Annotated in this window: 27 protein-coding genes, 8 tRNA genes and 2 pseudogenes; 20 read left to right on the top strand and 17 right to left on the bottom strand. The window is 56.3% G+C overall.

Going from position 1 to position 25847, the window contains the following annotated elements; genetic code table 11:
- Positions 1–1431: 1431 nt before the first annotated feature.
- From JQ574_RS34270 to JQ574_RS34260, 3 genes are all read right to left on the bottom strand, one after another.
- Positions 1432–1581 carry a hypothetical protein gene (locus JQ574_RS34270; RefSeq protein WP_212208237.1) on the bottom strand — a complete coding sequence of 50 codons (150 nt, stop codon included), beginning with the start codon at positions 1579–1581 and terminating at the stop codon, positions 1432–1434.
- A 416-nt stretch (positions 1582–1997) separates the two neighbouring features.
- Positions 1998–2216, bottom strand: coding sequence for a hypothetical protein (locus JQ574_RS34265; protein ID WP_212208236.1), 219 nt, complete (start codon positions 2214–2216; stop codon positions 1998–2000).
- A gap of 32 nt (positions 2217–2248) precedes the next feature.
- The gene (locus JQ574_RS34260; RefSeq protein ID WP_212208235.1) at positions 2249–2395 is read right to left on the bottom strand and encodes a hypothetical protein; all 147 of its coding nucleotides are present in this window, start codon (positions 2393–2395) and stop codon (positions 2249–2251) included.
- A gap of 812 nt (positions 2396–3207) precedes the next feature.
- On the opposite strand from JQ574_RS34260, the gene JQ574_RS34255 reads away from it, so the two are divergent.
- On the top strand, positions 3208–3516 hold the full coding sequence (locus JQ574_RS34255; protein WP_212208234.1) for a hypothetical protein: 309 nt from the start codon (positions 3208–3210) through the stop codon (positions 3514–3516).
- A 115-nt stretch (positions 3517–3631) separates the two neighbouring features.
- On the opposite strand, the gene JQ574_RS34250 is transcribed toward JQ574_RS34255, so the two are convergent.
- Positions 3632–4174 carry a PRC-barrel domain-containing protein gene (locus tag JQ574_RS34250; RefSeq protein WP_212208251.1) on the bottom strand — a complete coding sequence of 181 codons (543 nt, stop codon included), beginning with the start codon at positions 4172–4174 and terminating at the stop codon, positions 3632–3634.
- A gap of 305 nt (positions 4175–4479) precedes the next feature.
- Here JQ574_RS34250 and JQ574_RS34245 point away from each other — a divergent pair, with 305 nt between their 5' ends.
- Positions 4480–4707 carry a hypothetical protein gene (locus JQ574_RS34245; RefSeq protein WP_212208233.1) on the top strand — a complete coding sequence of 76 codons (228 nt, stop codon included), beginning with the start codon at positions 4480–4482 and terminating at the stop codon, positions 4705–4707.
- Between the two features lie 158 nt (positions 4708–4865).
- Here the strand turns inward: JQ574_RS34245 and JQ574_RS34240 are convergent, their stop codons facing one another.
- Positions 4866–5042, bottom strand: a complete 177-nt coding sequence (locus tag JQ574_RS34240) for a hypothetical protein (protein WP_212208232.1) — start codon at positions 5040–5042, stop codon at positions 4866–4868.
- 101 nt (positions 5043–5143) lie between these two features.
- Positions 5144–5563: a DUF6766 family protein gene (locus JQ574_RS34235; protein ID WP_212208231.1), complete on the bottom strand. Its 420-nt coding sequence runs from the start codon at positions 5561–5563 to the stop codon at positions 5144–5146.
- A gap of 225 nt (positions 5564–5788) precedes the next feature.
- On the opposite strand from JQ574_RS34235, the gene JQ574_RS34230 reads away from it, so the two are divergent.
- From JQ574_RS34230 to JQ574_RS34200, 7 genes are all read left to right on the top strand, one after another.
- Positions 5789–6034 (top strand): hypothetical protein, encoded by a 246-nt coding sequence (locus JQ574_RS34230; protein WP_212208230.1) that lies wholly within the window; start codon positions 5789–5791, stop codon positions 6032–6034.
- Between the two features lie 1231 nt (positions 6035–7265).
- Positions 7266–8171, top strand: a complete 906-nt coding sequence (locus JQ574_RS34225) for a ferritin-like domain-containing protein (protein ID WP_409363390.1) — start codon at positions 7266–7268, stop codon at positions 8169–8171.
- Positions 8172–8192: 21 nt separating this feature from the next.
- Positions 8193–9557 carry a hypothetical protein gene (locus tag JQ574_RS34220; RefSeq protein ID WP_212384228.1) on the top strand — a complete coding sequence of 455 codons (1365 nt, stop codon included), beginning with the start codon at positions 8193–8195 and terminating at the stop codon, positions 9555–9557.
- Positions 9558–9639: 82 nt separating this feature from the next.
- Positions 9640–9849 (top strand): hypothetical protein, encoded by a 210-nt coding sequence (locus JQ574_RS34215; RefSeq protein WP_212208227.1) that lies wholly within the window; start codon positions 9640–9642, stop codon positions 9847–9849.
- A gap of 377 nt (positions 9850–10226) precedes the next feature.
- Positions 10227–10312, top strand: a tRNA-Lys gene (locus JQ574_RS34210).
- 10 nt (positions 10313–10322) lie between these two features.
- A tRNA-Leu gene (locus tag JQ574_RS34205) sits at positions 10323–10405 on the top strand.
- A gap of 22 nt (positions 10406–10427) precedes the next feature.
- Positions 10428–10503: transfer RNA gene (locus tag JQ574_RS34200), tRNA-Asp, on the top strand.
- 2 nt (positions 10504–10505) lie between these two features.
- Here the strand turns inward: JQ574_RS34200 and JQ574_RS34195 are convergent.
- Positions 10506–10781, bottom strand: a complete 276-nt coding sequence (locus JQ574_RS34195; RefSeq protein WP_212384227.1) for a hypothetical protein — start codon at positions 10779–10781, stop codon at positions 10506–10508.
- Positions 10782–10816: 35 nt separating this feature from the next.
- Between JQ574_RS34195 and JQ574_RS34190 the strand changes: the two genes are divergently transcribed.
- A tRNA-Pro gene (locus tag JQ574_RS34190) sits at positions 10817–10894 on the top strand.
- An 85-nt stretch (positions 10895–10979) separates the two neighbouring features.
- On the opposite strand, the gene JQ574_RS34185 is transcribed toward JQ574_RS34190, so the two are convergent.
- On the bottom strand, positions 10980–11444 hold the full coding sequence (locus tag JQ574_RS34185; RefSeq protein ID WP_212384226.1) for a hypothetical protein: 465 nt from the start codon (positions 11442–11444) through the stop codon (positions 10980–10982).
- Between the two features lie 751 nt (positions 11445–12195).
- Positions 12196–12519 carry a hypothetical protein gene (locus tag JQ574_RS34180; protein ID WP_212384225.1) on the bottom strand — a complete coding sequence of 108 codons (324 nt, stop codon included), beginning with the start codon at positions 12517–12519 and terminating at the stop codon, positions 12196–12198.
- A gap of 74 nt (positions 12520–12593) precedes the next feature.
- Here JQ574_RS34180 and JQ574_RS34175 point away from each other — a divergent pair, with 74 nt between their 5' ends.
- Both JQ574_RS34175 and JQ574_RS34170 read left to right on the top strand, forming a co-directional pair.
- On the top strand, positions 12594–13613 hold the full coding sequence (locus tag JQ574_RS34175; RefSeq protein WP_212384224.1) for a hypothetical protein: 1020 nt from the start codon (positions 12594–12596) through the stop codon (positions 13611–13613).
- Between the two features lie 345 nt (positions 13614–13958).
- Positions 13959–14035 (top strand) — tRNA-Phe (locus JQ574_RS34170).
- Positions 14036–14046: 11 nt separating this feature from the next.
- Here JQ574_RS34170 and JQ574_RS34165 read toward each other — a convergent pair.
- Both JQ574_RS34165 and JQ574_RS34160 read right to left on the bottom strand, forming a co-directional pair.
- A complete protein-coding gene (locus JQ574_RS34165; RefSeq protein WP_212384223.1) occupies positions 14047–14814 on the bottom strand; it encodes a hypothetical protein in 768 nt (255 codons plus the stop codon).
- Complete coding sequence (locus JQ574_RS34160; RefSeq protein ID WP_212384222.1) at positions 14814–15872, bottom strand: MBL fold metallo-hydrolase; 1059 nt, start codon at positions 15870–15872, stop codon at positions 14814–14816. The genes JQ574_RS34165 and JQ574_RS34160 overlap by 1 nt, the downstream gene beginning before the upstream one ends.
- A 122-nt stretch (positions 15873–15994) precedes the next feature.
- Between JQ574_RS34160 and JQ574_RS34155 the strand changes: the two genes are divergently transcribed.
- The 4 genes from JQ574_RS34155 (at position 15995) to JQ574_RS34140 (ending at position 16905) form a co-directional block, all read left to right on the top strand.
- Positions 15995–16067, top strand: a tRNA-Ala gene (locus JQ574_RS34155).
- 62 nt (positions 16068–16129) lie between these two features.
- Positions 16130–16205 (top strand) — tRNA-Asn (locus JQ574_RS34150).
- Between the two features lie 72 nt (positions 16206–16277).
- A tRNA-Glu gene (locus JQ574_RS34145) sits at positions 16278–16351 on the top strand.
- Positions 16352–16665: 314 nt separating this feature from the next.
- Complete coding sequence (locus tag JQ574_RS34140) at positions 16666–16905, top strand: hypothetical protein (RefSeq protein ID WP_212384221.1); 240 nt, start codon at positions 16666–16668, stop codon at positions 16903–16905.
- Positions 16906–17717: 812 nt separating this feature from the next.
- Here the strand turns inward: JQ574_RS34140 and JQ574_RS34135 are convergent.
- From JQ574_RS34135 to JQ574_RS34120, 5 genes are all read right to left on the bottom strand, one after another.
- On the bottom strand, positions 17718–18671 hold the full coding sequence (locus tag JQ574_RS34135; protein ID WP_212384220.1) for a hypothetical protein: 954 nt from the start codon (positions 18669–18671) through the stop codon (positions 17718–17720).
- 31 nt (positions 18672–18702) lie between these two features.
- Positions 18703–18975 carry an Os1348 family NHLP clan protein gene (locus tag JQ574_RS35970; protein WP_409411233.1) on the bottom strand — a complete coding sequence of 91 codons (273 nt, stop codon included), beginning with the start codon at positions 18973–18975 and terminating at the stop codon, positions 18703–18705.
- Positions 18972–19244, bottom strand: coding sequence for an Os1348 family NHLP clan protein (locus JQ574_RS34130; protein WP_212384219.1), 273 nt, complete (start codon positions 19242–19244; stop codon positions 18972–18974). The genes JQ574_RS35970 and JQ574_RS34130 overlap by 4 nt, the downstream gene beginning before the upstream one ends.
- A 242-nt stretch (positions 19245–19486) precedes the next feature.
- The gene (locus tag JQ574_RS34125) at positions 19487–20677 is read right to left on the bottom strand and encodes a radical SAM/SPASM domain-containing protein (protein WP_212384218.1); all 1191 of its coding nucleotides are present in this window, start codon (positions 20675–20677) and stop codon (positions 19487–19489) included.
- Between the two features lie 5 nt (positions 20678–20682).
- Complete coding sequence (locus JQ574_RS34120) at positions 20683–22305, bottom strand: B12-binding domain-containing radical SAM protein (protein ID WP_212384217.1); 1623 nt, start codon at positions 22303–22305, stop codon at positions 20683–20685.
- A gap of 580 nt (positions 22306–22885) precedes the next feature.
- Here JQ574_RS34120 and JQ574_RS34115 point away from each other — a divergent pair.
- Both JQ574_RS34115 and JQ574_RS34110 read left to right on the top strand, forming a co-directional pair.
- The gene (locus JQ574_RS34115; protein ID WP_212384216.1) at positions 22886–23308 is read left to right on the top strand and encodes a hypothetical protein; all 423 of its coding nucleotides are present in this window, start codon (positions 22886–22888) and stop codon (positions 23306–23308) included.
- A 958-nt stretch (positions 23309–24266) separates the two neighbouring features.
- A pseudogene (locus JQ574_RS34110) lies at positions 24267–24603 on the top strand (transposase); the annotation flags it as partial.
- Between the two features lie 350 nt (positions 24604–24953).
- Here JQ574_RS34110 and JQ574_RS35965 read toward each other — a convergent pair.
- Positions 24954–25229: a transposase gene (locus JQ574_RS35965; RefSeq protein ID WP_409411234.1), complete on the bottom strand. Its 276-nt coding sequence runs from the start codon at positions 25227–25229 to the stop codon at positions 24954–24956.
- Positions 25230–25395: 166 nt separating this feature from the next.
- On the opposite strand from JQ574_RS35965, the gene JQ574_RS35960 reads away from it, so the two are divergent.
- Together JQ574_RS35960 and JQ574_RS34095 are read left to right on the top strand one after the other, a co-directional pair.
- The gene (locus JQ574_RS35960) at positions 25396–25569 is read left to right on the top strand and encodes a hypothetical protein (protein WP_212384214.1); all 174 of its coding nucleotides are present in this window, start codon (positions 25396–25398) and stop codon (positions 25567–25569) included.
- Positions 25570–25638: 69 nt separating this feature from the next.
- A pseudogene (locus JQ574_RS34095) lies at positions 25639–25847 on the top strand (IS5/IS1182 family transposase); the annotation flags it as partial.

The following is a 25847-nucleotide window of genomic DNA, read 5'->3' as shown; positions in this document are numbered from 1 at the left end:
AAACCAGCGTCCACCGCAACCCGCCCAACGTCCGTGACGACGGCCGACGCCCTTCTGAGTAGGACGGGATGGCGATAGATGCGCACTGATTTGGGTCGGCCGACTACAGAAATATTTTTGATTTACGGAAATTTTCTACTTGACACGATTTCCGTAAATCGGAATTGATTTGCCCGACGGGTCAATTGGACGCAGGAGAGCAATGATTTCGTCATTGCAGCTTCGCGACTGATCGCAGGTGACACGCTAACGGAGAAGAGCGGCACCTGCCGGTAAGGTCATTTGAACAAACGTCGGCCCGCACGGGAGCTCAAACTCGATTCGACCAACACGTTGCCAAGGTAGCACCGCAGCACCGGTATTCTGATCCCGGAAACGCACGCTGCAAGCCTTGCGACCGAGCTGCGCAAACCTTTGCAGAGCATCGCTAGAGCGCGAAGGCCATCAAATCAGCGCTCCCATCACCCGCCCAAGAAGGGCCGGCGCAAGCCGGCAATTCCTGTGAGCCGAAATGCCTTTGTATTCCTCGCAGTGCCAAAGTTGAATCTTTTGAGTGTCCCAATTCGCTTTGGCTGGAACCATCGGATTGCCAGAGCGTCGTTTTGAAGCTTCCAGCCAGAAGGCGCCCCCCGACTGCTGGAGGAAAACCCGTATCGTTCGGGTTGGCGGCCCCTCGGTTGGGGCCGTTTGAAAATTCCGAGTTAAGCAGTGAGACCTCCTCAGAATAGCCCGGCCTTTTGAGCCGGGCTTTTTGTGGCCTACCGCGGCCAGCGCTGACCGATCGCTCCTTCGCCGGAATCATCTGCCCGGTTAAGGGCTTTCCTCCCGGCAGCGGCCAACGGAGATAAAGGATGGCGGTCAACAAACCGAGGGGCGACAATGCGCGCAAGGGCGCGGAGAAGAAACGCACCCAGCTGTAAGACGAAGCTCGGCGGCGCCAGCGCCTGGACCAGGCGCAACAAAAAGAGCGGCGAGTTCATGGCCGTCAGGAAAGACCAAGGCCGCGAAAAAGTTCAAGGACGTGCGGCGGGAGAGGTGAGGCGGTCAGATACTTCCGATCGCCCCCAGACCAGCATGGCGATTGCAGCCGACAAACGATCCAAACAGCCCGACCACGCCGAACAGGAAAGGCCTGGCAGGTCTTGTCGTCTTTCATCTGATGCAAGCCGCAATGGCTGGGGTCGAACATCACGATGCTGCAGCCTCGGGACGCACCGACCTAATTTGCGCTGATGACGGGCCGCGACGATTACAAGGCGAAGACGGCAGAGGCTCAGCGAGAAGCGGATCGCGCACCTAGCGAGGTCGAACGAACCGCTTGGCTGCGGGTGGTTCAGGGGTGGCTCGGGAAAAAACAAACCCGCTCCGATGACGCCGAGAAGTAAGTTTGCTGAAAACGGGCACGGAATTTCGGGAACAAGTGACAATCATTCAATTCGGCGAATGAAGCTCTTCAGACGCAAGCCATTCATCGACCTGGGGCGGTGTTTCTAGGTCCTCGGCACGCTTCAATTCAGCAAGGCGGAACAGGCCAAGCACTACGATTGTCGGGATCGAAACGGCTGCGGTCACCAGCGCCATTAGCTCCAACATGATGCCACCCGATCTTGGCTGTCCCTCTGATAAAGAGCGGCGGGGCCTAGGCTGATTCCAAGGCCGGGCCTACTATCCAGGCGATAACGGCCCATGCTCCGTGTTCGTTCCCATGCGGGAACCAATTTGCGCCACCATCCTCGCGTCGGAGGAATTAGCGCCGACTTGCCAATGCATTGAGTTGTCTCGGCCGACCGGAACAAGTGGCAACTGCTCCGAGTTACAATCCCCGTTTAATGGAATTTAGACGCTGGGGCCGTTTTTTTACGCCCGCCAGGCCGCGAGGTAGTCCGAACTAGTTCGGGAAGATCAATCAAGTTGCAGTAATTTGGCTGACCCGTTAGCAGCCGCCGTTGCCGGCGGTTGGGGCGGCTCCAGTGCAGCGCCAGTCGCGCTGGGGCCGCCTATCGACGGCTCAAAGGGCCGCCAAACTGAGGCGGCCTTACTTTCGTGGCCTGCCACGCTTTGCGAATGAAATCCCGCCAGCATCGGCAGCGTTGCGCAGCCGTCCGGCTTTTTTTCAAGGCTTCCATCTTCGCTTGCCCGTTCGGCATGGTACGCGCCGCCTCCAAAGCTTCATCGGCTTCAGCATTGAGGTCACGGATGCGCAGGTCGCTAGCCATGGTCGTCCTCCAGCTGTCTGACCGCTCATCGCTCACTCGACATCGTCTGCAAGGCGATTGAGGGGTTCGTATAGACGATTGAAGACGTCGCGCTTTGCTCCATCCGTTGCCAAGCGGATCAGCGCGGCCTCGGCCGCATCCTTGCGAAGCTTTTCGACGGACGCTTGATAATCCTTCATGACTCTACTTCGGCGGCGGAAGGCCGGGCGAGCTGGCCCATTCGTTGAGGTGCGCCGCAGTATCGGCCAGTCCCGCCTTGCGAAGGAGTTCGTCTTTCTCAGCTCCCGGTTGAAGAAGGGAAGCCTTCTCTCGCGCGGCCTTGCCGTATAGCGCCAGCCGTTCTGAGAGGGATAATTTTTGTCGGATCCGACGCCGTTGGGGCATGGCGCGCTACTTTCCGTTTGTAGAAGGCGGGAGCGGGCGTTCTCATCACAGATGGAAGCCACGGATCTCGCAGTGACGAGCAATCTTGCGCCCCGCCCCCTTAGAACGCGAGCCGTATATATTTCGTTCCCCCTCGGGAACCACTTTAAATCAGCTCATCTACAAATGAGTAAGTGACCCTGTCCAGTTTCACCGGACGCTCAAGCGAACAGCTGCGCGCCAGCCGGCGTGAACTTCACATAGGCCGGATTCGTGTTTCCAGAGCCAACCGCGCTCGATTGCAAATGTGAGGCCTTCGCCGTACTCAGCCGGGCCGCCACCGTGGGCAAACAGGAACGGTCCCTCGATCTTCTCGATGTGGATGCGGCCAACGGCGTCCTTTGGGCTTACGGCATCCAAAGCAAGTCCACGCCAAAGGTGGCTGGCTACGCTGAGCACAAGCGAGCGGAAACGGCCCCAGCCTCGGGGTAGGACGCTGAGGCCGTTTCCATATGTCCGGTATCCGCCAGACGGACGTTCAACGCCGCTCATTGCCACCTGTTCGCGAATGCTGGAACGTAACCGCGTTCTCGCTGTTGTGTGCAGGGCAACAGCGTGGGTGCGGACGATGAAATGGATGCTCGTGGTCCTGGTCGGCGGCATTACCCCCGTGAATACAAACCTGGTGTTTGAGAAGTTCTCCGAGTGTCTGGCTGCGGAAGAACAGATGCGCAAGCACTATGCCGATGCATTCGAGGCCTGGGACCGAGGGGCTGCCATCAACTTCGAGCGTCGGCGGGAATATGCCAGGGCGCGCGATCTGCAGGCCAAACGGCTGTTCAGCAACGTGGGCACCTGTGTGCCCCGCGGGACCGGCGATCCGCAGCCCGCCGCGCCACAAACGTCGACGACGCCCCCGGCTAGCCCCCGAAGTTAGCGTCTTTCGTTAGCTGATAGGTTCCGGAGGAATAGCCGCATCGTGGCCGAAGTCCCCGCGTTGAGGTTATCGTTAAGAAAAAGGGGGCCCGAGATGGGCCCCCTCGCTTTCGACCTTAGTTGTAATCCGAATATTTGAACTGCGGCATCGCCTTGAGCTGCTCCTTGTTGCCGCTCATCACGGCATGATCGGGTACCCAATCATTGGCACCCGCCGTACGCGCGGGAGCCGTGGCCGGGGCTGTGGCCGCGCCGGTCGTGCTATCACGCGTCGTCGCCGGCGCGGTTGTCGTCGCCGGAGCGGTTGAGGCGGTCCGGGCGGGCTCTTCCATGAACTTCAACTTGTCCAGGGAAACGGCGATGTCGTGCTCGCCCATTCCAAGGAAGCCGCCGACGCCGATAACGACAGCACTAACCTTGCCGGTTTTGTCCAGGATGATCTCGTTGACATCACCCAGCTTCTCATTGGCTTCATTGTAGACGTCGAGGCCCATGAGCTTCGATGCGCGCCAGTTTCCCTTGAGCATCATCTTGTTGGAAGCCGCCGGGCCGGTGGTCGCGGCCGGGGCAGCGCGATCGCCGGGCTGGGCGGTCTGGGCATAGGCCGGGGCGCTAATAACGGCAACGCTCAAGAGAGCGGCAGTGACGAGAGTCTTCATTACATCCTCCAGGTTTGAAACAGTTCTTGGAGAACAGAACAGAAGATCAAATGTTCCGGCGGATCGAGGAAGATAGTCCACCACACACAATGCGGAGGGCGGTCGTCCGCAAGCCTTGCGCACTGGATCGGGAACAAGTGGCAATCGGCGAAGTTAGTCCACGTGGGCAAACATGAGGAGAGTAGTATGCCAGTTCTATTACTTTGGGCGGTGCCTGCCGTGATCTTCGTCGGCGGCGTTGGTTATTTCCTGGTCCGCACGGTGAACTAAACCGCAACCTGACTTGATCAATCTGGAGAAGCCCCATGAAGAAGCTTTTGCTTTCAAGCGTTGTCGTCGCATTCTCGGTCACTTCGGCCCTGGCGCAAACCACCGAGTTCTATGTCGTGAGAGACACGACGACCAAGAAGTGCACCATTGTTGACAAGAAGCCGACGACCACGACGACAACCGTCGTGGACAACGGAATATTTAAGACCAGAACCGAGGCCGAAACCGGCATGAAGACCATGAAGGTCTGCACGGAAAACTGATCTTGGCGAATTAGCGTATTCCCCCGATGGGCGACAATGCCTGCGCTTTGCCGTCCATCGGTTATCTGCGTAACCCTGTCGAGCTTCGGCAGGGTTTTCCTTTGCCCGGCGTTTTTTTGATTTGCGGCGTTCCTTCAAAATCAATGCCGCGGAACGAGTTATGCCCACCGATCTTCTTCCCGGCGGTGCTCGTCTTCGTTCAATCGCTCCGCGACGTCTTCCGCGACCGCAGGCGTCGTGGCTTCAGCAATGTCCTCGCCGTCGCTTTTGATAATTTTCTTCTTGTTGGCGTGAACGGGGAAGTCATTTGGTTTCAAGCGCTCCGGATCAGCCATGGTTTCTCTCCCTCGTGTGGGGGGACAATCCGCGACGGCCGACCAGGTTTCAATGTGGGGGCATCGCCCCGACAGCTGCGGCAGAGCCGTTCAGACGAACGTCAACGGCGCTGCTCCAGCATTCGGACAAAGCGACGATCGGTATGCCGGCCCTCATATTCATCATCGATGCCTTTGATGAGCTGATCGCCCTTTCCGGGGTCGACTGCCAGCAGGATCGCATCGAGTTTCGCTTCCATACGATCATCGCCTTCCTTGGATTGGGGAGACCCGACGTGGAGCAGGATGGCGAGGCCTGCAACCTGCCAGAGCAGCTGCAGAAACTCGGACTGCCAGTTTTCCAGCGTGTCTCGCATCATCTCGATCGTATAGCCGCTGATCTCAACAGGCTGTTGAAGCGAGTGCTGTTCGTTCACGTAGGCGAACCAGCCAAATACCCAGTGGCCCGACAGGGTGATCACGAACAGCGCTCCAGTCACCCAGGCGAACCCGTATCGTTTCCAGATCGATCTGCGTTTCATCGTTGCTGACCTCCTTGCCGCCGGCTTTCGCATCGGCGCCACGGCTTCGTCAGGCAAAACGCCTTGCCGAGGTCTTCGTTCATCCAGCCTTCACCGGACCATGGGGCCCGGAATGGCAGCACCCGGTGTGCGGCTTTCGTCTGATCCGAACGCCAGGAACTTATCCTCGCTTCCTCGCTTTTCCCTGCACGGTTCAGGCCTTTACCTGTTGGCCGCAGGACGTCGATGATGGAGAGCACTTTAGTCAGGCGCGACCAGTTCAATATTACTCCGCAAGGCATCGTCCATAAGCCGACCGACGCAGCCTTCACGCCATATCCGGGCGATCCCTTTTCTGGAATCGAACGCTCAGGTCAACTCGCAAATAGACATCCGAATGGAAGCGGCTTCAGGGCTGAAGACGTCAGGCGGATGATGCGCGAGCTTTGGGCCGAATACGTCACGAGCAATCCGCAACTGTTTAACCTATGAGACGTCCGCGTGCCGGGCGGGATCGAGGTCGTCAAGGCGGGCTAACGGCACCGCCTGTAGAAAGTTTTGGATACGCCACCGCCTGGGCAGCTCAAGTTTGCGAAGACGGGCATTCGGAAGGGCTGATCAAGGATCTCCTCGGCAGCATCCTCACGCACGCCGCGGTCACCTCGCTTGCGAAAGGTGAGGATGGCTCGCGTCCCGCTGGCGATCCGGGGCAGGGCGCCTTGACGCCGGGCGCCTCGGCAGCGGTCGCGCAGGTGACGGTAAACCCCTCAAAGCGGTCCGTGAAGCCTGCAGAAAAAAGAACGGCCTCAGCGCACGGGGGAAGCGCGCCGAGGCCGTTTAGGGGTCCTATGTCCGTGTCCATCAGACGCGGGATAACGTCGAACATTGCCACTTGTTCCCGGACGGAGCCGAAAAATTTGCAGCATGCCCGGTGAGCCGAAGCAGCACTTTCAGCCGCTTGAGCCATTCCTGTAAAGTTTCGCCTGTAAGTTTCGCCTGTAAAGTTTCGCGCCGGGAACAAGATATAAGAGTGGCTATCCCCGGGACCGAGGCTTTCCAGATCAAGCGCCTACGGTCAGGTCCGCTCGATCGGTGGCCGTGACCACGGCCACTTGTTCAGCGCGTTCGCCATGGCTGTCCGTAACAAATGCGCGGCGCGCGCGCATGTTCCACCCTGGTCGGCAAGGCGACGGACAGCATCGCTCTGCGGGCTTGCCGCCAATCCGAATTGCAAGGCCGCCTTGTTTGGCAGCAACCGCGAAGTACCGGACCGATTGTCGCCCACCATGTAATCAACATTTAAAAATTAAAGGGCAAAGATTAATCTTTTAAATCAGAATAATAAGCGCGATGATTGTTCGCAGCGTTGTTTTTCGCAACGCGTTGCTAACCCTGACTTGACCCCCGCCGGAGATCCCATCCGGCGGGGTTTTTTCGTTGCCGCTTTCGCGACGTGCAATCGCCGGCTCAGTTTCGCTGCGGCTCACAGGCCCGCCCGGGCCGCTCCACCTGCGTGCCACCATTGGCTAAAACCACGAAGGCCGACTTTCGTGGAAGCGTCACGAGATCGTGCTGCTTGGCTTCCGGGCGGTTTGGAACCTGCGCCGTGGTCTCCTGTTGTGCGCTTCGAGCACCAGGCACTGGTGCCAAGGCCGCGCCCGTATGCGCCTTGGATAGCGATGAATAGTGGCGCGGCCCCTCTCAGAACGCAGGAGGTTACGCCATGGATGCCTTGCATATCTCCCGGCCTATTTCCCGCCGGCAGTCGATCGCCGGCCTATCGGTCGCAGGGCTCGCGGGATTGCTCATGCCGCAGGCCTATGCCCAGCAAAAGCGCGAGACGACGGGCGTTGGGATCGGTCAGAAAAGGGCAGCGATCGACGACGAGGATATTTTCACCTTCGCCCTGAACCTCGAATACATGGAGGCTGAGTTCTATCTGCGCGCCACGACCGGCAAGGGTATTAGCGACGCCGATGCCGGCATGGACGCCGGTAGGGTGGTGGGTGGACACGAAGCCCAGTTCAAGGAAAAGGCGATCCGCGAGTTCATCGAAGAGACGGCGGAAAACGAGCTGGCCCACGTTCGCTTCTACCGCAAGACGCTTGGCAGGAACGCCATATCGCGACCGGCGATCGACTTCGACGCCGGTTTCAAGGCCGCAGCTCAGGCTGCCGGATTGCCTGCCGATTTCGATCCATTTGCCGATGACATGTCGGTCCTGCTCGGCGGCATGCTGTTCGAAGACGTCGGCGTGACCGCTTATGCGGGCGCGGCGCCGTTGCTCAAGAAAAAGGAATTCGTGCAGGCGGCGGCCGGGATTCTTGCTGTCGAGGCCTACCACATGGGAATGGCCCGCTCCCAGCTCTACATGATGGGCGAGAAGGCGTGGGAAGCCGCCAACGCGATTTCCGATGCGCGGGATAAAATTGACGGGACCCCCGAGAAAGAAGACGAGGGGATCAGAGTCGACGGTAAAGCCAACTTTGTGCCTTCGACGTCAGATGCGATTGCCTTCCGGCGCACGCCGCAAGAGGTTCTGCGTATCGTCTACCTGACCGACAAGACCGGCGTTAGCAAGGGCGGCTTCTACCCGAACGGAATGAACGGAGAACTCAGGAGCACCTGAACGCGATACGCATGCTGGCGCATGGCTTCGGTAACGATTGCCGCCTTGATGGTTTTTCCCGCGGCGGCACAAGAACCGCGTGCGCTGCTCGACCTGCCGCAACTCGCCCCTTGCGGCGCAACATCACATCCGCGCCTGCCGGAGAAATGGCGCGGCACTTATCTGATGGCGCCTTTCACCAAGGCACAGCTCGTTCTGGCCGAAATCGTCGCTGACCTTACGCTTCCCGCGATGCGGGTAAAGCTTCATGGCGTCAGGCGCGGGTCGCTGGACCTGTTCGTTGCGGGCAACCAGACGTACGTCCTCAAGTCGGAAGGCGCCGCGATCAAGCAGTGCCGCGCTTTAGGCGAGACCGGCTGGCGGCCGCTTATGACAGACTGGCTTGCACCGCAGTCGCTGTGCGCCGGCTCAGCGCCGATTGGCGAGACGCCGGTTGAATGGTGGAAGACAGCTATCGCGCCAGAGCCCGCTAGCTATTGGCTCTGGTACAAGACGTCGGATCAAACGCCGTTCCGCCTCATATTTCCGTTTGCAAGTGATCGGCTTCCGCCGTTCAGCCGATATGCGCTCAGCTATCAGGTTCGATTCGAGACGCTGGACGAGACAGATCTTGCCGAGATCGCTGCCGCCTGCAAACCGGCCAAGCCGGCGATGACAGCTAATCCGCCGCGTGTGTTGGATGGCCTGATCGATGCAATGTCGCAATCGCGCGAATTTGCCGAGAACGAGATCAAGCGGATCATGCCTGAACTGAAGGCAGATTGTGCGGCGGTCCCGTTTTCCGAATGGCCCGAGCAACTCGCGATCACAGGTCTGGTGACACCGTTCGATTCCGATGAAAATCCATACCCGACCGAAGTGCTGTATGACTGGACCATGCCGGCACAACGCACCCGAACGTTCGGGGAAGCGGAAGCTGGGGTCACGGTTCAAGACTCGCTGCTTCTTGATCCGCAGGGGTACACCATCACGCACTATCGTGACGGGCCGCCGGTCTGCAGGGCGGTGCTGCCGGGGCCGATCCGCACCGATTGGGCCTCGCGCGCTCCCTGCGAGTGCGCGGCGACGATCGACGGCACGACCTCTCTGTCGCCTTACGGAACGGCTCGCATTCTGGTCTGTCCGCTCGCCAGTCCGCGCGTCGCCTGGAGCTGGCAGGCTCTCTCCGGGCGACCAACGGTGTTCATGGTGACTTCGTTACGAGGGGACGAAGGAAAACGCCTCTTCGCGGCACTCGACTATCGCGCGTGGCTTCCGGGCCATTCGTTCTCGCGCTCCGTGTTTGACAAGCCACCGCAATGCGCACCCGCTGCAGCTTCACGGCCCACGCCATCTCCGTCGAGACGATGCTCCACATGCCACCTTGGCCCCGCGCCTCGGCGCTGATCCGCGGGAGGAGATAGGAACGCGGTGTGCGTTCGTTCGTTGGATCTTGGTGGGCATTTATCGGCTTCGAATGGAGAAGCAGATGAGAAAGCTGACATTGATCCTTGCGGCCACCGCCTGTGTAGGCCTTGCGGCGCCCGCGGGGGCCACCGAGAGGCTGCTCGCAGGGCAGGTCGGACCGCAAGTTGCGGACCTGAGTGGGAAGAGCACGATCGACGAGTTCTCGGCAAAGAAGCAGGCAAAAGCGAAGAAGAAGAAATCTGCGACCAGCCGCAGTTCGTGGGGCGGATAGGCTTTGCTGCCCGACGCATTCAACAGGGGGCTGGTGCGACCAGTCCCTTTATGATCGGGCTCGGCGCTCGTCAAACGACGCGCCCTTGTTGATGAGACGCAAATGACGTCGGAGATCATCCGTCGAGCCGACGCAGATATCGCCGTTGCTGCGTTCAAGGAAAATAGACGTTCCACATGTGGCAACACCCTTCGCCCCGACGGTCTCCGGGTGGCCTGCCACCGGAAGCCCGTCAGAGCGAAGGGTGGCGGAGCCGGAGTCCGTATTTAGGATGTCTAACATATTGATTTACATATAGATATTTTCCGAAGCTGTTTTTACCTACAATTCTGCACACAGTCGGCCTTAGGATTGAAGGCTTTGCACTGATCCATCACGGACCTGTGCCCCCAGCGGCTAAGGGAGCGGATTCTTAATCCGTCGGCGCAAGCCACCGTCGGTTCGAGTCCGACCAGGTCCTCCAACATGCATTCGTGCTCGTGGCGAAACGGGAGACGCACTGCCTTGAGGTGGCCGCGGGAAACCATGCTGGTTCGAATCCAGTCGGGGCGCACCATCTTTGCAGGAAATTGCAAATTGCTTCTGGACCCAGCTGGTGACGGGCCCCGACTGTCTTTCGGGTTGCGGCGAGTTCGATCCTCGTCAGAAGCGCCAGATTACAAAGACGAAGACGCCTCCCATTTTTTCCCGATGGCGCCGTTGTCCAGCCACCCGAAGATATGTCGTCGGGGCGGGAAGTTGCCGTAAACGCAGCCACAATAAGTACAGCGCGAGATGGGGATCTTGATTACCCCGTTCTCGGTTCTGCTCTCGATCCGCCTGCGATCGTCTTCCGGAATTTCGGCATAATAGTCAGGATGTAACGCTGCTTGTCGTCCGGACCCGGCGCTGCAGTCGTCAGCAGGACAATCGTTGAAAGCTTTTTTTGCCATATCGCGCTCCGTTGCTGGGCAGAACATAGAAATTCCGGTGTGTAGCGCAGCCAGGTCAGCGCACCTCGTTCGGGACGAGGGGGCCGCGGGTTCGAATCCTGCCACGCCGACCAATCACGCGCTCCTAGCTTAAAGCAAAGCCCGCGGCTCATAACCGCTCAGATCTCGGTGCAAGACCGGGGGGCGCACCATAACATATCAAAGGCATTTCTCGAGGAAGCTTGTCAGTAGTTCGGTATAAAAACGCTGGTCGGCATCGACGACCTCAAAATCAGTTTGATTGTTAGCGCGGTCGCCAGTGAGTAGGAATGCCGATTGCCCTTTCCCTAGCGCACTGACGTTGATTCGCAACTTCGGGCCGCTCGACATTCGCTTCCCATCAACGTCAACGGATATGTGAATCCGTGCAATAGCGGGTGCCGCTTCAGCGTCAAAAGATTCACGCAACTTGAGACCGCCATCTGCAAGGTTCGCATTCACCGCGCTGACAGCCAGGGTGAGTTCGAGTCGCGAGCGTTCCCAATATGCCTTTGCTTGGTCTATCCTGCGCTCGCGGTCCTCCTCCGTAGATTTCGCCGAACGCTCCTTCGCAGCCAGGTCGACGGCATGTTTTTTGCGGCGTTCGACAATCGCGGATAAGCGCTTCGCCTGTTCATCTTCCATAACGTAGTCCTGACTTGGTTGTGGGAGGCACGCAATCTGAAACCGATCTTTTAGGAGCCGACGATGTTTACCGCCAACCCAGCGCTGGTCTTGAACGCTGATTTTCAACCACTTTCTTACTTCCCGCTATCCATTTTTGGCTGGGAAAGGGGTGGTCAAGAGATCTCACGTCGTCGTCGCGGAATACGAGCAGGTCGCCCGCGCATCCGTTGGAAACGGATTGGGCGCCGCGCGCACTGCGGATCGGGACCGCCGCTGTCCGCCACATTGGAGAGTCAACCGGACAGGCGCGCCGGCACGGCTTCGAATACCGATGGCACCGCAAGGTGTGCGGCTCAGGTCCGCGGCTCTCCGCCAAATCAGACTCTGTTACGCCATGAACTGAATTAGTTCATGGGCTAACGATCGACGTCGAGCGCGGATGTACCGCCGGCGCCTGCCCAATGGAGTTTGCAGCCAGGACACATTTATGCGGGGACGAGCACCGGGCGCTGATCAGGCTCATAACCTGGTGCCGAAAGGCACAGTCCAATTCGATTCTGGACCCCCGCTACCAAGCTAGGCCCGGGTGATGGGTGGAGCGCAGCGCGTCGATCTTCAATCCCGTGCTCAATGCCTTGCGGGTCCACATAGGTAAATTCCCAACGGGCTGGCTCGATTGTAAGTTCGTCGGCCGTCTCCGTCGTCTTCAGGAGCACCGAGCCGTACCTCGCTCTTTTTGCGCTGGTAGTCATCGATGGTCTTGCCGAAGTTATCGTTCTGCAACCACTGCTGCAGCTTTTGTTAAGAAAATGTAGTCGCCGTCCTTGGCCTGAGCCTCAACACTCTTGCGGTCGATGTTTTTAGCACGGCTCTCGATGTCGACGATGGCGATACCGGTATTGCGAAATGGCCGGCGTTTGCCGGTCAACGGGTCCTTGTTGTCGGCGCCGCCATCCATATAACGGGACATGACGTAGTGCGTGATCTGCCGCACCGTCTGCTTCATCGAGAACGGGATGTCGTCCGAAATGGTGATGGTGCCGTTTTCGCACGTCTTTATGTGATCGTCGACTTCCGCGTAGAATCTTTTCATGTTGCCAGATGGGAGATACGCAATCAGTATACCACCCATAGGCGAGTGGCATTTGAATAGTGGGCATAGTGGAAATGGATATACTTCTGGGACTGTTGAAAGCTGCGAGCGCTTCACTATCCGGCATCCTGGGCGTCGCAGCGCTCTACTCGGATTACCGAGGACCTGACGGCAAGCTCACCGGTGCTGGCCGCGGGGTTTTTGCAGGCATATTGATAGCCGCAGTAGTAGGTGTCATCACGTCGTTTGTGGAGACGAATAAGTCTCAGGCAGACAGTAAGGAACAGGCGACCCGGACCGAGACATTGTTACGTGAGGTCAGCAGAGCAGTCCAACCTATCACGCAATTCAATGTGCACACAGCTTTCGAGATCCCCGCCGGGCATGCAACTGTCGATTCGTACGTGAAGCGCTTCCGGGAGAGTATCGAGAAGCGTACCGACTTGAAGTTTCCGTATGATCAAAGGCTCCCGGAGTTTAGGGGGCTGTCATTTATGAACGACGAGAATGACACACTTGAATTGGTTCGAGTCGAGTACGGTTCGGACCTTTGGCCAATACCTGAAAAAGAGCCCGATATGAGCTTATTGGCTGCTACCGCGACCCCATCTGTTTACTTGATGCGGAAGCCAATCAAGCCAGAAACTTTCCAAGTAGAGATGAGCAATGCAGACTTCGAGGTACCTTTTGTCTCCAAAGCGACCAGAAACCTCGCATGGCATGTTAAAAGGAAACAGTTGGTTGCCGGCAGCGATTTCACATCTTCAAAAGACCTTTGGAAAACCAACGGGCGAATTACATCCGTCGTTGATCTACGCGGCGCCCAGCTAATCCTACTGTTCTCCGGGTCCTTGAATATGCCGCCTCCAAAGGGTATGGCGGATGTGCGCACGCCCGAGCGGGAAGCAATCAATAAGTCTCTCATAATACGAGCCGCTTCACTCGATTTAGGTGAGGGTCGCACTTTATACTTGCCTGCGAAGGATTTCAGACAGTCGAAATACCATGGTGGTGATCCAATCTTCTACTACACCTTTCCCACGGACGAGAAGGAGTTCTTGAAGCTGTACGACTATCAGCGCGACTACTATTAGACGCCCCTAGAATGAAACCGGCGCGTCGTACCGTGATTGCGCTCCGGGTGCAGAAACACCCCATCAGCAATCTGTGTAATGCCAAGTCTGGTGACTGAGCGGGCCTGTAAACCTGCGCCTTCGGGCGGGCAGTGTTCGATTCACTGGTTACCCACCAAACGATCTCTTCACGCGGCCGATGCTCGGATGACTGCGGTTCTTCACCTTGACCCAGTGGTCTCACCGGCCGGCGCGATAGGTGCGGTCAACCGCTTCGACACAAAACCCTCGAGGGGCTGGCCCTAGCTTCCTACCGGTTCGCGGGAGGTGTCCCGCACAAGGGCTGGTAAAAACCGGCTACCATTCGCCTGGGTAGCTCAGTGGTAGAGCGGCACGTTGAAGCCGTGCGACGTCGGTGGTTTCGATCCCATCTTCAGGCACCAAATACGGGAGACTAACCCTTCTTCTTGGTCGTCTTTGCAGACGTTTTATTATCCTTTGCAATGAGCGTTTCGCAGGAGAGGATAAGCTGCCGGGCATAGATGCGCGAGGCATCGATCACGCTCTTCTTGTTCATCCCGAATGCCATCAACAGGGAGTGAACGATTGCCAGCACAAGAACAACAAGGAGCCGAAGAGTCGTGTCATCGTCGGTGTTAAGCGGTGACTTTTTGTAAAGAAAAAATCCGGATATCAGGACCAGGGCAACGTTCACCGATAGGGCAGGCCACTTCAACCCCAAGAGGTTGCGTCGGAAACCGTATGTAATGTTTTCGGCAAAGAGCACCGCGAATTTCTTCGTGTCGCGCGTATTCTCGCGCAGCCACGCCCCGGCCCGTTCGTAGAAGGCGTCACCCGAGTTAATGTCTTGCCGTTCCTGATCTTCTGTCGGGGTCGGCTGGTTGATCTTCGCGCTGAGAAACGTCCGATATTGCTCTTTCGACGCAGCATCGAACGTGCTGTCTGAGTAGCGGAGCATTGTCACAGACGGCTTGCCGCCGGATTCGCTATAAATCCGCTCCTCGATGCGCTTACCCAGCCTCCGCGCGATGTCGGCGGAAGCGAACACCAGCACCGGAATTGCCGCCGAAGCGACAATCGTGGTGAGCCCGAACCTGCTCCACGAAATCAATATCGCTAGCGCGGCAAGCCCCGGAATGGTTGCGAGGAGCGCTGGATAGTAGCGCGCCTTCACGGTGTAGGCGTCGAGGTTCTTGAGCATCAATCATCCTCAACATCGTAGGAGAATGCTTCAGTCCCAAGCGGTATTCCACGCGTATCGAAGCCCCAGTGATGGCGCATCCATACGGTTCGCCCGACAGAGACAGGATACCCGCGGCGGATGAATGCATTCTTGACCTTCTTGCGAGGATGGTCGGGCTTCTTCGCTCCAACCATCACGTAAGCCCTTCCGCGCTCATCTGCGGCCGCGTTTGGTGTGCCGAGCCAGGCATTCAAAACTGCCGGACTCACGTTTCGCCGGCTTCCTTGATGCGGAATTTGGATAAGATGTGGTGGGCTCAGCACCCCGAGAATGGCTGCGTAATTTGCAGCCTCAGTAAGGGCTTGCGGCCCGGCATCAGCCGTGAGCAATACTCGGTGATTTTCATGAGAAATAAGCTGAACAACACTCGTTTCGTTGGAAGCGGAGGTGGCCGGCGGATTCGGGTCTAGCGTTTCGATATGCAACGTCTCCTTCAGGCGGTCGAGCACCCCTTTAGCGAGTTCGAAAAGCCCCCGCGGGCCGGCGGCGGCGTCGCTTTTGTACGGAGGAGGAGTTTTATCAAGATCAGGGATGAGTTGAAGGTAGCGCTCGCGTGATGGTGCAAGCACCGTGCTGGGACCAATTTGTGCTCCCCGAAATACTTCCTTGGGCTCCATACCGCGCGCGCGAGATAGATCCTCCAGTTCGACAAGATACTTGTGCTCGCCGCGAACGTAATCAATCCAGTTCGCAATCTTCCAGTTCGGGTGAAAATCGCCGATCACTTCGTGCGCATAGAGCCACGGTCGGTTCATCCATAACGCCCCCACCTTGAAGCGCTTGAAAATTGGAATCAGCCCGGCCGCGTGGTCGTTATCCGCGTGCGACACAATCATGTTGTGGATCGTGATGTCGCTGCCGTAATGCTCCTCAATGTGCTCGATCACGCTTTCCCCGATTGAGGCATAGCCGCCGTCAGTCAGATTCAGCCAATAGTTGTTCTCTTGGCCCCACTGCACAAGGATAGCGTCGCCGTCACTATCGCCGACGGGTAGAAACTCTACTGCTAGCGGCATTCCACGCTCCTAGAGCAAAATAATCGCCTCGAGAAACGGCGAGCTTAGCTGCAACCAAGGCGTGAGTCCTTGGGGACAGCACATTTCCCCATGTTTCGGGAAGACGGACTTCGACTATAGAAGGGGCACGCGCGGGGTCCGCGGGCATGCTTTGCAAGCAAGCTGAGCGCGGTTCAATTCCGAGGTGCTCCACCATTCCTACCTGCATCACCTGCACTTTTCCGGTTGGCCTGCCGGTTCGTGCAGGTCATGCATATTCCCGTCGAGCCATCTCGGTGAGGGCAGCCGGCTGTTAACCGGCGTAGCGCGGTTCGAAACCGTGGACGGGAGCCACTTTATTTTTCGATCCAAGAATTGGCGCCCAAGACGGAAGTGCGGCTCCAATCTGCTCGAAAAAATCAACATGCAGCCATCGTCTAGCGGCAGGACGCCCGGTTCTCAACCGGACAACACCGGTTCGATCCCGGTTGGCTGTGCCAATTCAATCTTCCCGTAGCTCAACTGGATGAGCAGCGCCTAATGGATGAGTTCTGAATGCGCGAAGAGATACCTGGATGGCAGAGCGATCAGCAATTGATGCAACAGGCGCGCATCCGAAGGGGCTCCGAACGGCCCGCCTTTATCCGGGCTGAGACGGCGCGACGCGGCGCTTACCCCCATTCACTTGTCTCTAACCACAACGGCCACAGCAACATTAAAGTACCGTAGATCGCGTTAGTCATGGTTGGCCGAAGAAATAGGCGTGGTCCGGTGTCGCGAATTATTTTGCTGGCTTACGCTGGGCAAACAGCGCGTGTCGGCTTTCAAACTTCTTGAATATGAGGTCTCTCCTCTTCTCGACAATGAACTCTTTATGCAGGCCATGGATGCCGAAAGCTCGATTGAGTCCGAGCTTGCTGAAGTGCTATGCGAGGCTTGGAACTGGTTCTCCGACGAAGTCTCAGACTACGGCAATCTTCTCGATTTCAGGATGGCGTGGACGGACCCGGAGCATGTCCTCATGGACTGTGGTGCAAGGCTGCAAACGATTTGATCGCGCATGAATTTCCGCGCCACTCGCTACTCACCATGAAGGCGTTCCCGCTCGAATATGAGGGCCGGGCGCCTCGAGATGCAAAATCTCACGCTGGACTGCTGTCACGGCAGCGAGCAATGGTGAGGTACTACAAACGGCAATTTGAATACGTTTCCTAATACGTCTGGGTCAGATGGTTGGCTGTACAAGATCAACAGGACCTTGGCTGATGTTGTACTTTCACCGAGCGGATGATCTTTGGCCGCAGGATCGCGTTCTCGGAGTGGTGCTATATTGCCCGCGAGCACGCCTTGCGCGGGCTCTCTTAGACTGGTCCTTTCTGGGCAACATGGCCGTGCGCCCCGAGCAGAGCGGCTACCGCCAAGATATCATCACGTATCAAACGTGATCCACGATCATCCGACCCTCGGGCGCAAGCACTTGGTTTCCTTAACTCCTGCCAGAATAGACGTTGTTTCAAGTTCGGATTGGCCCGACCGAATGAATGAGACAACGTTTATTGTGATATTCGTACGTCCCGCAGCCGCTAGCTCTTCGGCACAGGCTATTGCACGAGGTTGCGAATCGTAACCGTATAGCGGCGTCATGCCGACGTTGACGATGAATAGTTGGTCCGAATTTACGTCATCCGGGATGTACACGACCGAATAATGAAAGGACTCCGGATACACTTCGCCCGGGGTCAAGCCTAGGCGGCGCCGTTCTTCATCTCCGACAGCCAGCACTCTGTCCTTTGAAGTGTAAGCCTGCCAATCGTGGCCGTCTCTAGTGACTACATGAGCGTGGTTGAGCATCTCATCCTCCATATCCTATGCCAGTGATAATTGCCTCAAACGATCAACAGCACTCGCTAACAAGCTGCGGGCGCTTAGAAATGATCGATCGCCGCTTAATACAAACTGATCATCTAGAATCTCACAGGCGTTCTCGAAGCGTCCGACGTATATGTTTGCAGCTACCAGCAAGCGCAAAGTCTCCATATCAAGAGATTCGGATTTCATTTTTGCAACTTCGCATGACTTAATGAAATCAGAAGGGCGGCCGTGATGAAATAATGTTCGCAATCGTCGATTTGGATCCTCCCGCAATTTCGACGTGAGCAGGAAAATTGTCTCCTCCGCCCATTCTGATTTTGCGCAATCAATTTGGGACAGATCAGCGTCAACTGTGGGTGTGAATACCTGTCGGCCGGCGGAAAGAAGCTGTAACAATGGTGGTGCATAATTCAGGTCGGCCGCTCGTGTAGTTCCTCCAGAAAAAGAAAGCGCAAATGAGACTATTGAGGCATTCCGTGCCTTCAAGGACAACTGGCTTGCATTCGAGGACAGCCAAGCTTGTGCGTGGCCTTGCCACGAGAAAAAGTCGAGGTCTAGGTCGAGCCAAGTGCTACTGTCTGATGGCACGCCTTCAAGAGCGTCGGGCGGCAAGGCAGTCAGTGTTCCACCACCTGGGATTCTTACCTCGACTCGTCCATCGCCGCAGCGCAGAGTGCCGACCTGTGCTGCGGGTGCCAACCCGTACAGACGTTCTGGGTTGTGTCGTAGCTGTTCAGCGATAACTGAAGGAACAACCCAAACCACACTTAGGTTTTGACGAGCAAAGGCCAAATGCGAGAGAAAATTGCCATCATTTAAAGGAACTATGCGGTCTCCAAGGTCAGAGTGCGCATCAATGTGAATGACGTGGGATATCGGCCCACCCCGACTGAAAGACGGCAGGGCAATTGTCGAATGATGATCCCCGACGATTAAGGAGCGATCCATGGTGTGCCCGAACGCGGTCGTAAACGTACAGTCACAGAACTGCTGGCGATTTACTTGCTTCCTCAAAGCCCTCAGCAATAGACATTGCCGCCGCCAGCTCATACGGAGTCAGGACGATTCCGATATTCGCCAAAATGCTATCCGGGTCTCGGCGAAAATCGTGGCGAAAGTCGATGTCCGTTACCATGCGACCCAGTACTAGGTGCAGACGTTTCCGATGCGATGTTTCCTTGGGGACACATCGAGGCGGGCTTTGCGGAACTATGAAACGCGCCGCGCTACCATCGTTGGGCGGGGAGCTCATGGATTTACATCCGGCTGGTAGATGCGATCCTTGTACAAGGTGATGTGCTCCGCTAGTTGCTTCACACCGGGAGAGCTTGCAAATGTCAGGAGATCCTCTTGCATTTTCTTCAGAGCGTCAAATTCGTTGTCCGTTAAGGCGATCCCGGCGTTCTGAATTGCGAACTTCGGATCGGTCATGAAAAGTCGTTGAAAGGCTGGGTCCAACAAGAGCTTTCCTATAATTTCTTGAAGACCTGCGCGGGAAATCGGTTCATCCAGTTTAGCCATCCTATCCTCCCTCGGTTTCGTCTAAAGAATGGACCCTAGTCGAATTTGCGTTCGCGGCAGGGAACTCTGAAGGCGCAGTCGACGCTAACAGTTGTCGAATTTCCTCTATTTCCCAGACTGTCAGAATGACACCGGCAGCAGATGCGGCTGAAGCCGGATCCGTCAAAAAAAGCGAGCGAAGCGATGGATCGAGCACAAGTCCGCCGATGAAGCGGTTGAGCTCCGCTCGATTTTGCGGCTTCCTAATTGGGATTCGAAACTGAACCATATGCAGTCTCAGTTACACTAGCCTCAGCAGCGAGAACTTCGCGGGCGAGAACGTCGGCGCTGGCTGCAACCGCATCCAACGATGGGTCAACCGCTATTCGACCCAGATGTCGAAGAAGTTTTGCCAAGTTAGCGAGCACGAACTCGGTCAGTAACAGGTAAGATTGGCAAAAATAGTCTTCCTTGAACGCGTTCCCGTATATGACGTGGGCGTGATACATGCATCCCCCATTGCAAACATGAAGCAATCGGCACGCTTGGCATTTCGGGCTGTTTACGTGACGCATCTCGGTCTTTTTCGAAAGTGGCAAGCTTGGAACGCTTGGTAAGGTTGTGTCGGTAATATGTCCTAGGCGGAAGCCTGGCACACCAATGAAGCGGTTGCAGGGATACAAACTGCCATCAGTGGCCACGCCAGTTAAATGACGATAGCAAAGCGCCTCCTGATCGCAGGTGATTGTCTTGCCGCTTACGAGCCGAAGCACGATTTCTCGAACGGGCTCAAGATCGAACATAACGTCCGCCTTCAGCCAACGCTTTGCCAGCCCGATTACAAATTCTCCGTACGCCTCTGGCGGTAGACATCCAGGATGGTTCAGTGGAAGCAGGACGGGATTGATCCTAATCGGAATCGCTAACTGTTGGAGTAGGGCATAGACTCCGTCAATATGCGGTAACGTTGTTTTCGTTAAAACGAGTATTGCAGAAACCGGAACGCGCCGATTCTTTAACTTAAGGATGTTTCCCAATACGGTGTCGAAACTTCCCTTTCCAGTAGGGCCGCGTCGATGTGTGTCGTGTATCGATTTTGGTCCATCTATGCTCGTGGATACGGAAACCTTATTAAGTTGTAGGAACTCGCACCATTCATCGTCCAACATCGTAAGGTTCGTTTGGATATGGTGTCGGACGCGCGTTCCCAGGGTTTCCCGGAATAAGCCGAGAGTTCGGTCATAGAAATCTTGCCCAACCGCAAGCGGTTCAGAACCATGCCATACAATCAAGAACTGCTGATCCGGAGGGAAGTCGGAGACCATCCGATCTACCAACGCGTTTATCGCTTCGGCATCTATCGAATTTCGCCGCTTCGAGTTCGGAGAATAACAATAGTCGCACGCGAGATTGCAATAGTCCGTGGGTTTCAGGGAAAAAGAGTGTGCTCGCATTTTCTCTATCCGGATGCACGATGTGGCGAAGCCGCCCACATGGGCGAGAGCCTTGGCACTTGTTGCAACATTTCACGGACGCCAGGCCCCGAGAACATTTCCGAAACCCTTATAAATGCGACCATGAGAGATAGGGCCCGGTCCTGATTTCCGAGTGTATCTATTTCACGGGTCAGCTCAGCAAGGGTGGTTGCTACAGCGGCGTTTCTGTCAGCCGCCAACAATGCGCTTCCCAAAGTAATCTCACTAATTCTTCCGCCCTCCCGTATCAGCTCAAGCTTTCTCTCAAAAGAGGGGGACTTGTAATAATGGTATGACGCAAAGAGATCAATGTCGCCTTGAATCATGGTTCGACAAAGCTCATAGCCGCCGCCTTGGCCCAAAAATGATTTCAGCGGTCTCCCCCCGCAAATCTCCAGAGGAACCGTTTCAGAAAATGCCAAGGCATTTCGATTTTTGCGGAAAATTGGTGTGGCTTTGGTTGGGCTCAGGAAGTGTAATTGTGTACTCAGGCGATGGCCCTCTCGCGGAAGTCTAGCGACAGCGTATGCCAATGTAATTGTATCAACAAAGTCCTGAAAATCTTCATCGGGGTATCCCCAAATGTACGATGCTATTACGTCTGTGTAACTCAAACAGCAGCCGATTCTTTCGAGCACAATCTCCCTGGATAAATTCTTGTTGATGCTCCGCCAAACAAGCTCTGAGCCGGTGTCAACGCCGAAGAAAATTGCTGTACATCCCGCTCTACTCATCTTCGACATCATATCTTCATCGATTGTATCGACTCGCGAAAAACATCCCCATCGAACGCCAAGATTTGCTTCAACAAGCGCAGAACAAATTTGCAACACGCGCTTCTTATTCAATGTAAAGGTATCATCGATGAAGCTGATAGATCGCTTTCCCGTTTGGTGGACAAGAGATGAGAGTTCGTCAATAAAATCTCGGACGGAACGAAAGGATACTTTCCTTCCCCACATTGTAATTATTTCACAGAACGAACAATCAAATGGGCATCCTCGCGAACTCACGATATCCATGCGGGCATACTTGGAGGGGTCAATCGCGCTGTAATCTGGCCAAGGCAGCGCGTCTATATCTTGAATCCTAGTTGGTTCGTCGCCCCTCGGAGTGCCCGTCTGATCGCGCGAGAAAATGCCAGGCCCAATAGGAGGGACACCACGTCTCAGCGCGTTCAGGATGACTGGAAGAGTTGATTCTCCTTCGCCCCGCACCACACTGTGAACTTCTGGATAATTGCGAAGGATGTGGGCTTCGTTGCCGTTGATGCCTGGGCCACCTAAGACGAAAATCTTATTGCCGAAACACTCATGATAAATTTTCACTGACGCCAAGACCAGCGGAAGCGTGTCAGCAAAAAGCGAAATTCCGATTACGAGTGAGCGCGAACGGTCAATTAATTCAACAAAGCCAGATACGTCGAAAAGGTTCGCGCCCTCTTCAAGTTGATAATCTAGAAGTTCTGCTTTGAAGCCATGCACCTTCAAGGCGGAAACAATGTAAAGGGGCCCCAGCGGGGGGAAGCGACTAGCTTCGCTAGAAAGCCGGCAGCTGACAATCGTGCAGTCGAACTCGGCTGGGTTTATGGAAGGTGCGGCCATCATGATAACCCTCCCCAAGGGGCAAGCTTAGGGGAAGCAACGCATTGTTGCAACAGGAGCGTGTTTCAGCAATCTGGTGTCTTGTGGCGGGCAGCGTGACGGTCAGCCAACATGGCGACCCTTGAAAAGTCGTCAGCTGATCTTCACTGACTCAGCCTGCAACGCGCGGATCGCGCATTGTCCGGAGCTTCCGGCCCTGACCGATGCCAGCCCTTGTTGACCTCCGCCGCATGCGGCCAAAGCGTACCGCTTAAGCGGCCCTGTAAGGTGAAGAACTGCATTAGGTGAAGGTTGCTTACATAATTACGGCAGTCTCGCTTACGTACTTAATAAATTTACCGGGCTTCATCTGCAAGCGTATTTGCAAACGTTCATCCTTCGCTACTATGGTCCGTGCGAAACGTCAGTGGCACGACATCGCAACAACGCAGCTTATTGTCGATGGTTGGGTAACGTAACTCTGACCGGACCTTCGACTTGGATTGTTCTCCGGATGAAAATGTTTCGAGACAAGCGAAAGAGATCTCATATCGATAATGAGGCGAGCGATAGAGAATCATAGCGGCATTGTCGGGAGGTAGATGTGGATCAGAATCCTTACGAAGGGACTTGGGAAGGAGAGCTTCAATATCAAAAGGGCGGAGGCCTATACAATCCGGATTGGCCTCCAGATGTGTGGCGGTTAACAATCAAAGACAACGCAGCGCGCGTGTTTATTAAGCGGGACGCGGCCGAAGATTTTAAGGAATCTAAGCCCGGAAAATACAAGATGGAAATATACATGACGAACGTTCTGATTTTTGCCATCACGTCCGGCGGGGATGAGGATGGTGTCTGGGTGGAGACTCAGACGTTTGTACTGACGCAAAAAGGTCCGGATACGTTAGGCGCAATCTTGGCAGGGGCGGTCAACAACACGGAGCAGCCCCTCGATCGAGAAACTAGTAAGTTCTTTTACCTTGGAACGGGTGAGCTTCTTCGGACAGGACTGGCGATGGGACCTTGAACAAAATGCTCATCCAAGCAGGTAGTAATCCATTGCTCAGGACTTCGGATGGGTGGCGCTGAAAGATTAGGTAGTAGGAGCGGATGCCCAATGCCCTTCTGCATCGCCACTCTGCATCCCCGCGGGGTTTGCTGCTGGCCTGGCTTCACTCGCCACCCACTTATCAGGGGGGCGACATGAACACCCGGCACTTATAGGCCGGGGACGTATCTTGACGAAAGCAACATCGACGATCGCGAGAAATTCGTTCGACTTGCGGGTGCCTAATCCTTTGGGATGAGACCCAGCATCCATGCTACGGGCAGCATCTCATTCGGAAGGCGATTGATCACTATCTCAGCCGAGTGCTACACAAATGCAACTTGCGGCGACGAATTGTGCCTACTTCTCAATGTGTTGTCTCTTGGCGAAGTCCCTCCCGTAGGGAGCGCCATCATCACGGCGGGTTCGTTCAGTGGCATGACGGCGCGTTTTGAGCGCGCATACGGATGTTCGATTCCTTCCCCCGCTACCAATCGCTCGGCCGTTATGAGCAGCAACCCCAACCGAGACCTCGACCGAATGCGCCATCATTCCGGAAAAGTTCGCGCCCCTCGTCTTCGACGGCAAGCTGCATTTAGGTATGTCGCGTCAGGAGGTAATCACGGCGTTGGGACCGCTGTCGAAGTCGGCTCGCAGACGGTTTCGATGAGACCGCTTGGCTCATTCTCGGATTTCGTGAGAAAAAGCTCGTGTCCATGCGCGGCGGCAAGACCACGACGAATTGAAGTGGCTGCTATCGGAAGCTGAATACGACGAGGCGCTGTGGAAGAAGGACAGCAAGGTCTGGGGCTTCAACTAGACGCCAGACTATCAAAGGACACTTCCGTTGTTGATGCTGTGGACGGCTCTTCCACCGGCAAATCGGTGCCATGGAAGTGGGTGCTGTTAAGGCTCTCACGATTCAGAGGAGCGAGCGATGCAGACGATAACGACAATCGGTTTAGACATCGCCAAGTCGGTCTTCCAGGTTCACGGCGTTGACGCTGGCGGACAGGTGATTGTTCGCCGGCAACTGAAACTTCGCTATGTCCTGACGTTCTTCCAGAGGCTGTCGCCATGTCTTGTCGGCATCGAAGCCTGCGGCTCGGCGCACCATTGGTCGCGCGAGCTCCAGGCACTGGGTCATACCGTGCGTGATGCCGCCGGCCTATATGAAGCCGTACGTTAAGCGGCAGAAGAATGACGCGACTGACGCAGAGGCCATTTGCGAGGCGGTCACCAGGGCCAACATGCGGTTTGTGCCGACCAAGAGCTTTCTTCGCGGTTTTGCAGCATTGGTCGTTGCAGCCATGTGTTCGGCCTTTTGATGCGGTTCATATGACCGCTGGCCATAATGCCCTCCGCGGATCAGTTCCCTGCCAACAACTCGCATTCAAGAATGCCTTGGCACATGTGGGTTGTCCTGATCGCCGGATCGACCGGCTCTGCATTACGTGCTGTTCGCCCTCCCAACCTTCACATCACGCCGGGTGCCCGGCGCGATCTCTTTTTCGCGCAAGCGCGACGGGTTCCTTGTATCGCTCGCCCCTGGCCATCATGGCCCAAACCATCCGCGCAATTTTGTTGGCGAGTGCAATAGCGGCAACCTTGGTTGGCCGCCTGGCTAGCAAGGCCGTGAGCCAAGGCCGATGTTTGATGCCATGGATCTTGGCGTAGCGGATGACAGAAAGCGCGCCGGCCACAAATAGGCCGCGCAGATAGCGGTCACCCTGCTTATGTTGCCGAGCCTGTTCTTGCCTCCACTCGAGTGTTGTTTCGGCACCATTCCGATCCAGACCGAGAAGTTGCGCCCTGATCGGAAGGACTTTGGACCAGCAACGGCGGCGACCAAAGCGGTGGCCAGTACCGGACCGACGCCGGGGGCTGCCTCGAGCCTCATGCTCATCTCGTTGGATCGGTGCCAGGCCCTGATCAACCGGTCGAACTCCAGTATCTGCTGCTTGATGCTTTTCAGTTGACCCCGAGTGCCGAAGACACGCACGAGCGATGTCCGGAACTCGCTTGTCGTTCGGATCGGTGACGACATCTAGAAGTTCCTCGACACCGTGCCGACCGACCGGCGCAACGATCCCGAACTCGGCAAGATGGGCACGGATTGCATTGATCACCGAGGTCTGCTGGCGGACGAACAAATGGCGGGCGCGGTGCAGCACCAGACCGCTCTGCTGCTCGTCGGTCTTGCCAAACCGGAGCCGTCCACAATGGGCAGATTGTGTTGAAAAACTCGACTGTTGAAGCCGAAGGAGATCGCTGATTCATTTTCCCTTAGTGGGTGGAGACTTGAATCGATGATTGGTCCTCGGCAGGTCGACCAGGCGGCCCTGTTTTACGAGTTCTCACTTGAGCGACATGTTCCGGCCGGCCACCTGCTGAGGTCGCTCGATCGCTTTGTCGATCTGTCAGAAGTTCGGGGCCATCTGGCGCCATTTTATAGCTCGACCGGCCGGCCTTCGATTGATCCCGAACTGCTCGTCCGGATGCTGCTGGTCGGCTACTG

Origin of the sequence: Bradyrhizobium sp. AUGA SZCCT0158, from assembly GCF_018130065.1 — a bacterium.
In the GTDB taxonomy this organism is placed as follows: domain Bacteria; phylum Pseudomonadota; class Alphaproteobacteria; order Rhizobiales; family Xanthobacteraceae; genus Bradyrhizobium.
The sequence above is the reverse complement of the archived record's forward strand: the minus strand, read 5'-3'. Positions and strand labels throughout refer to the sequence as shown.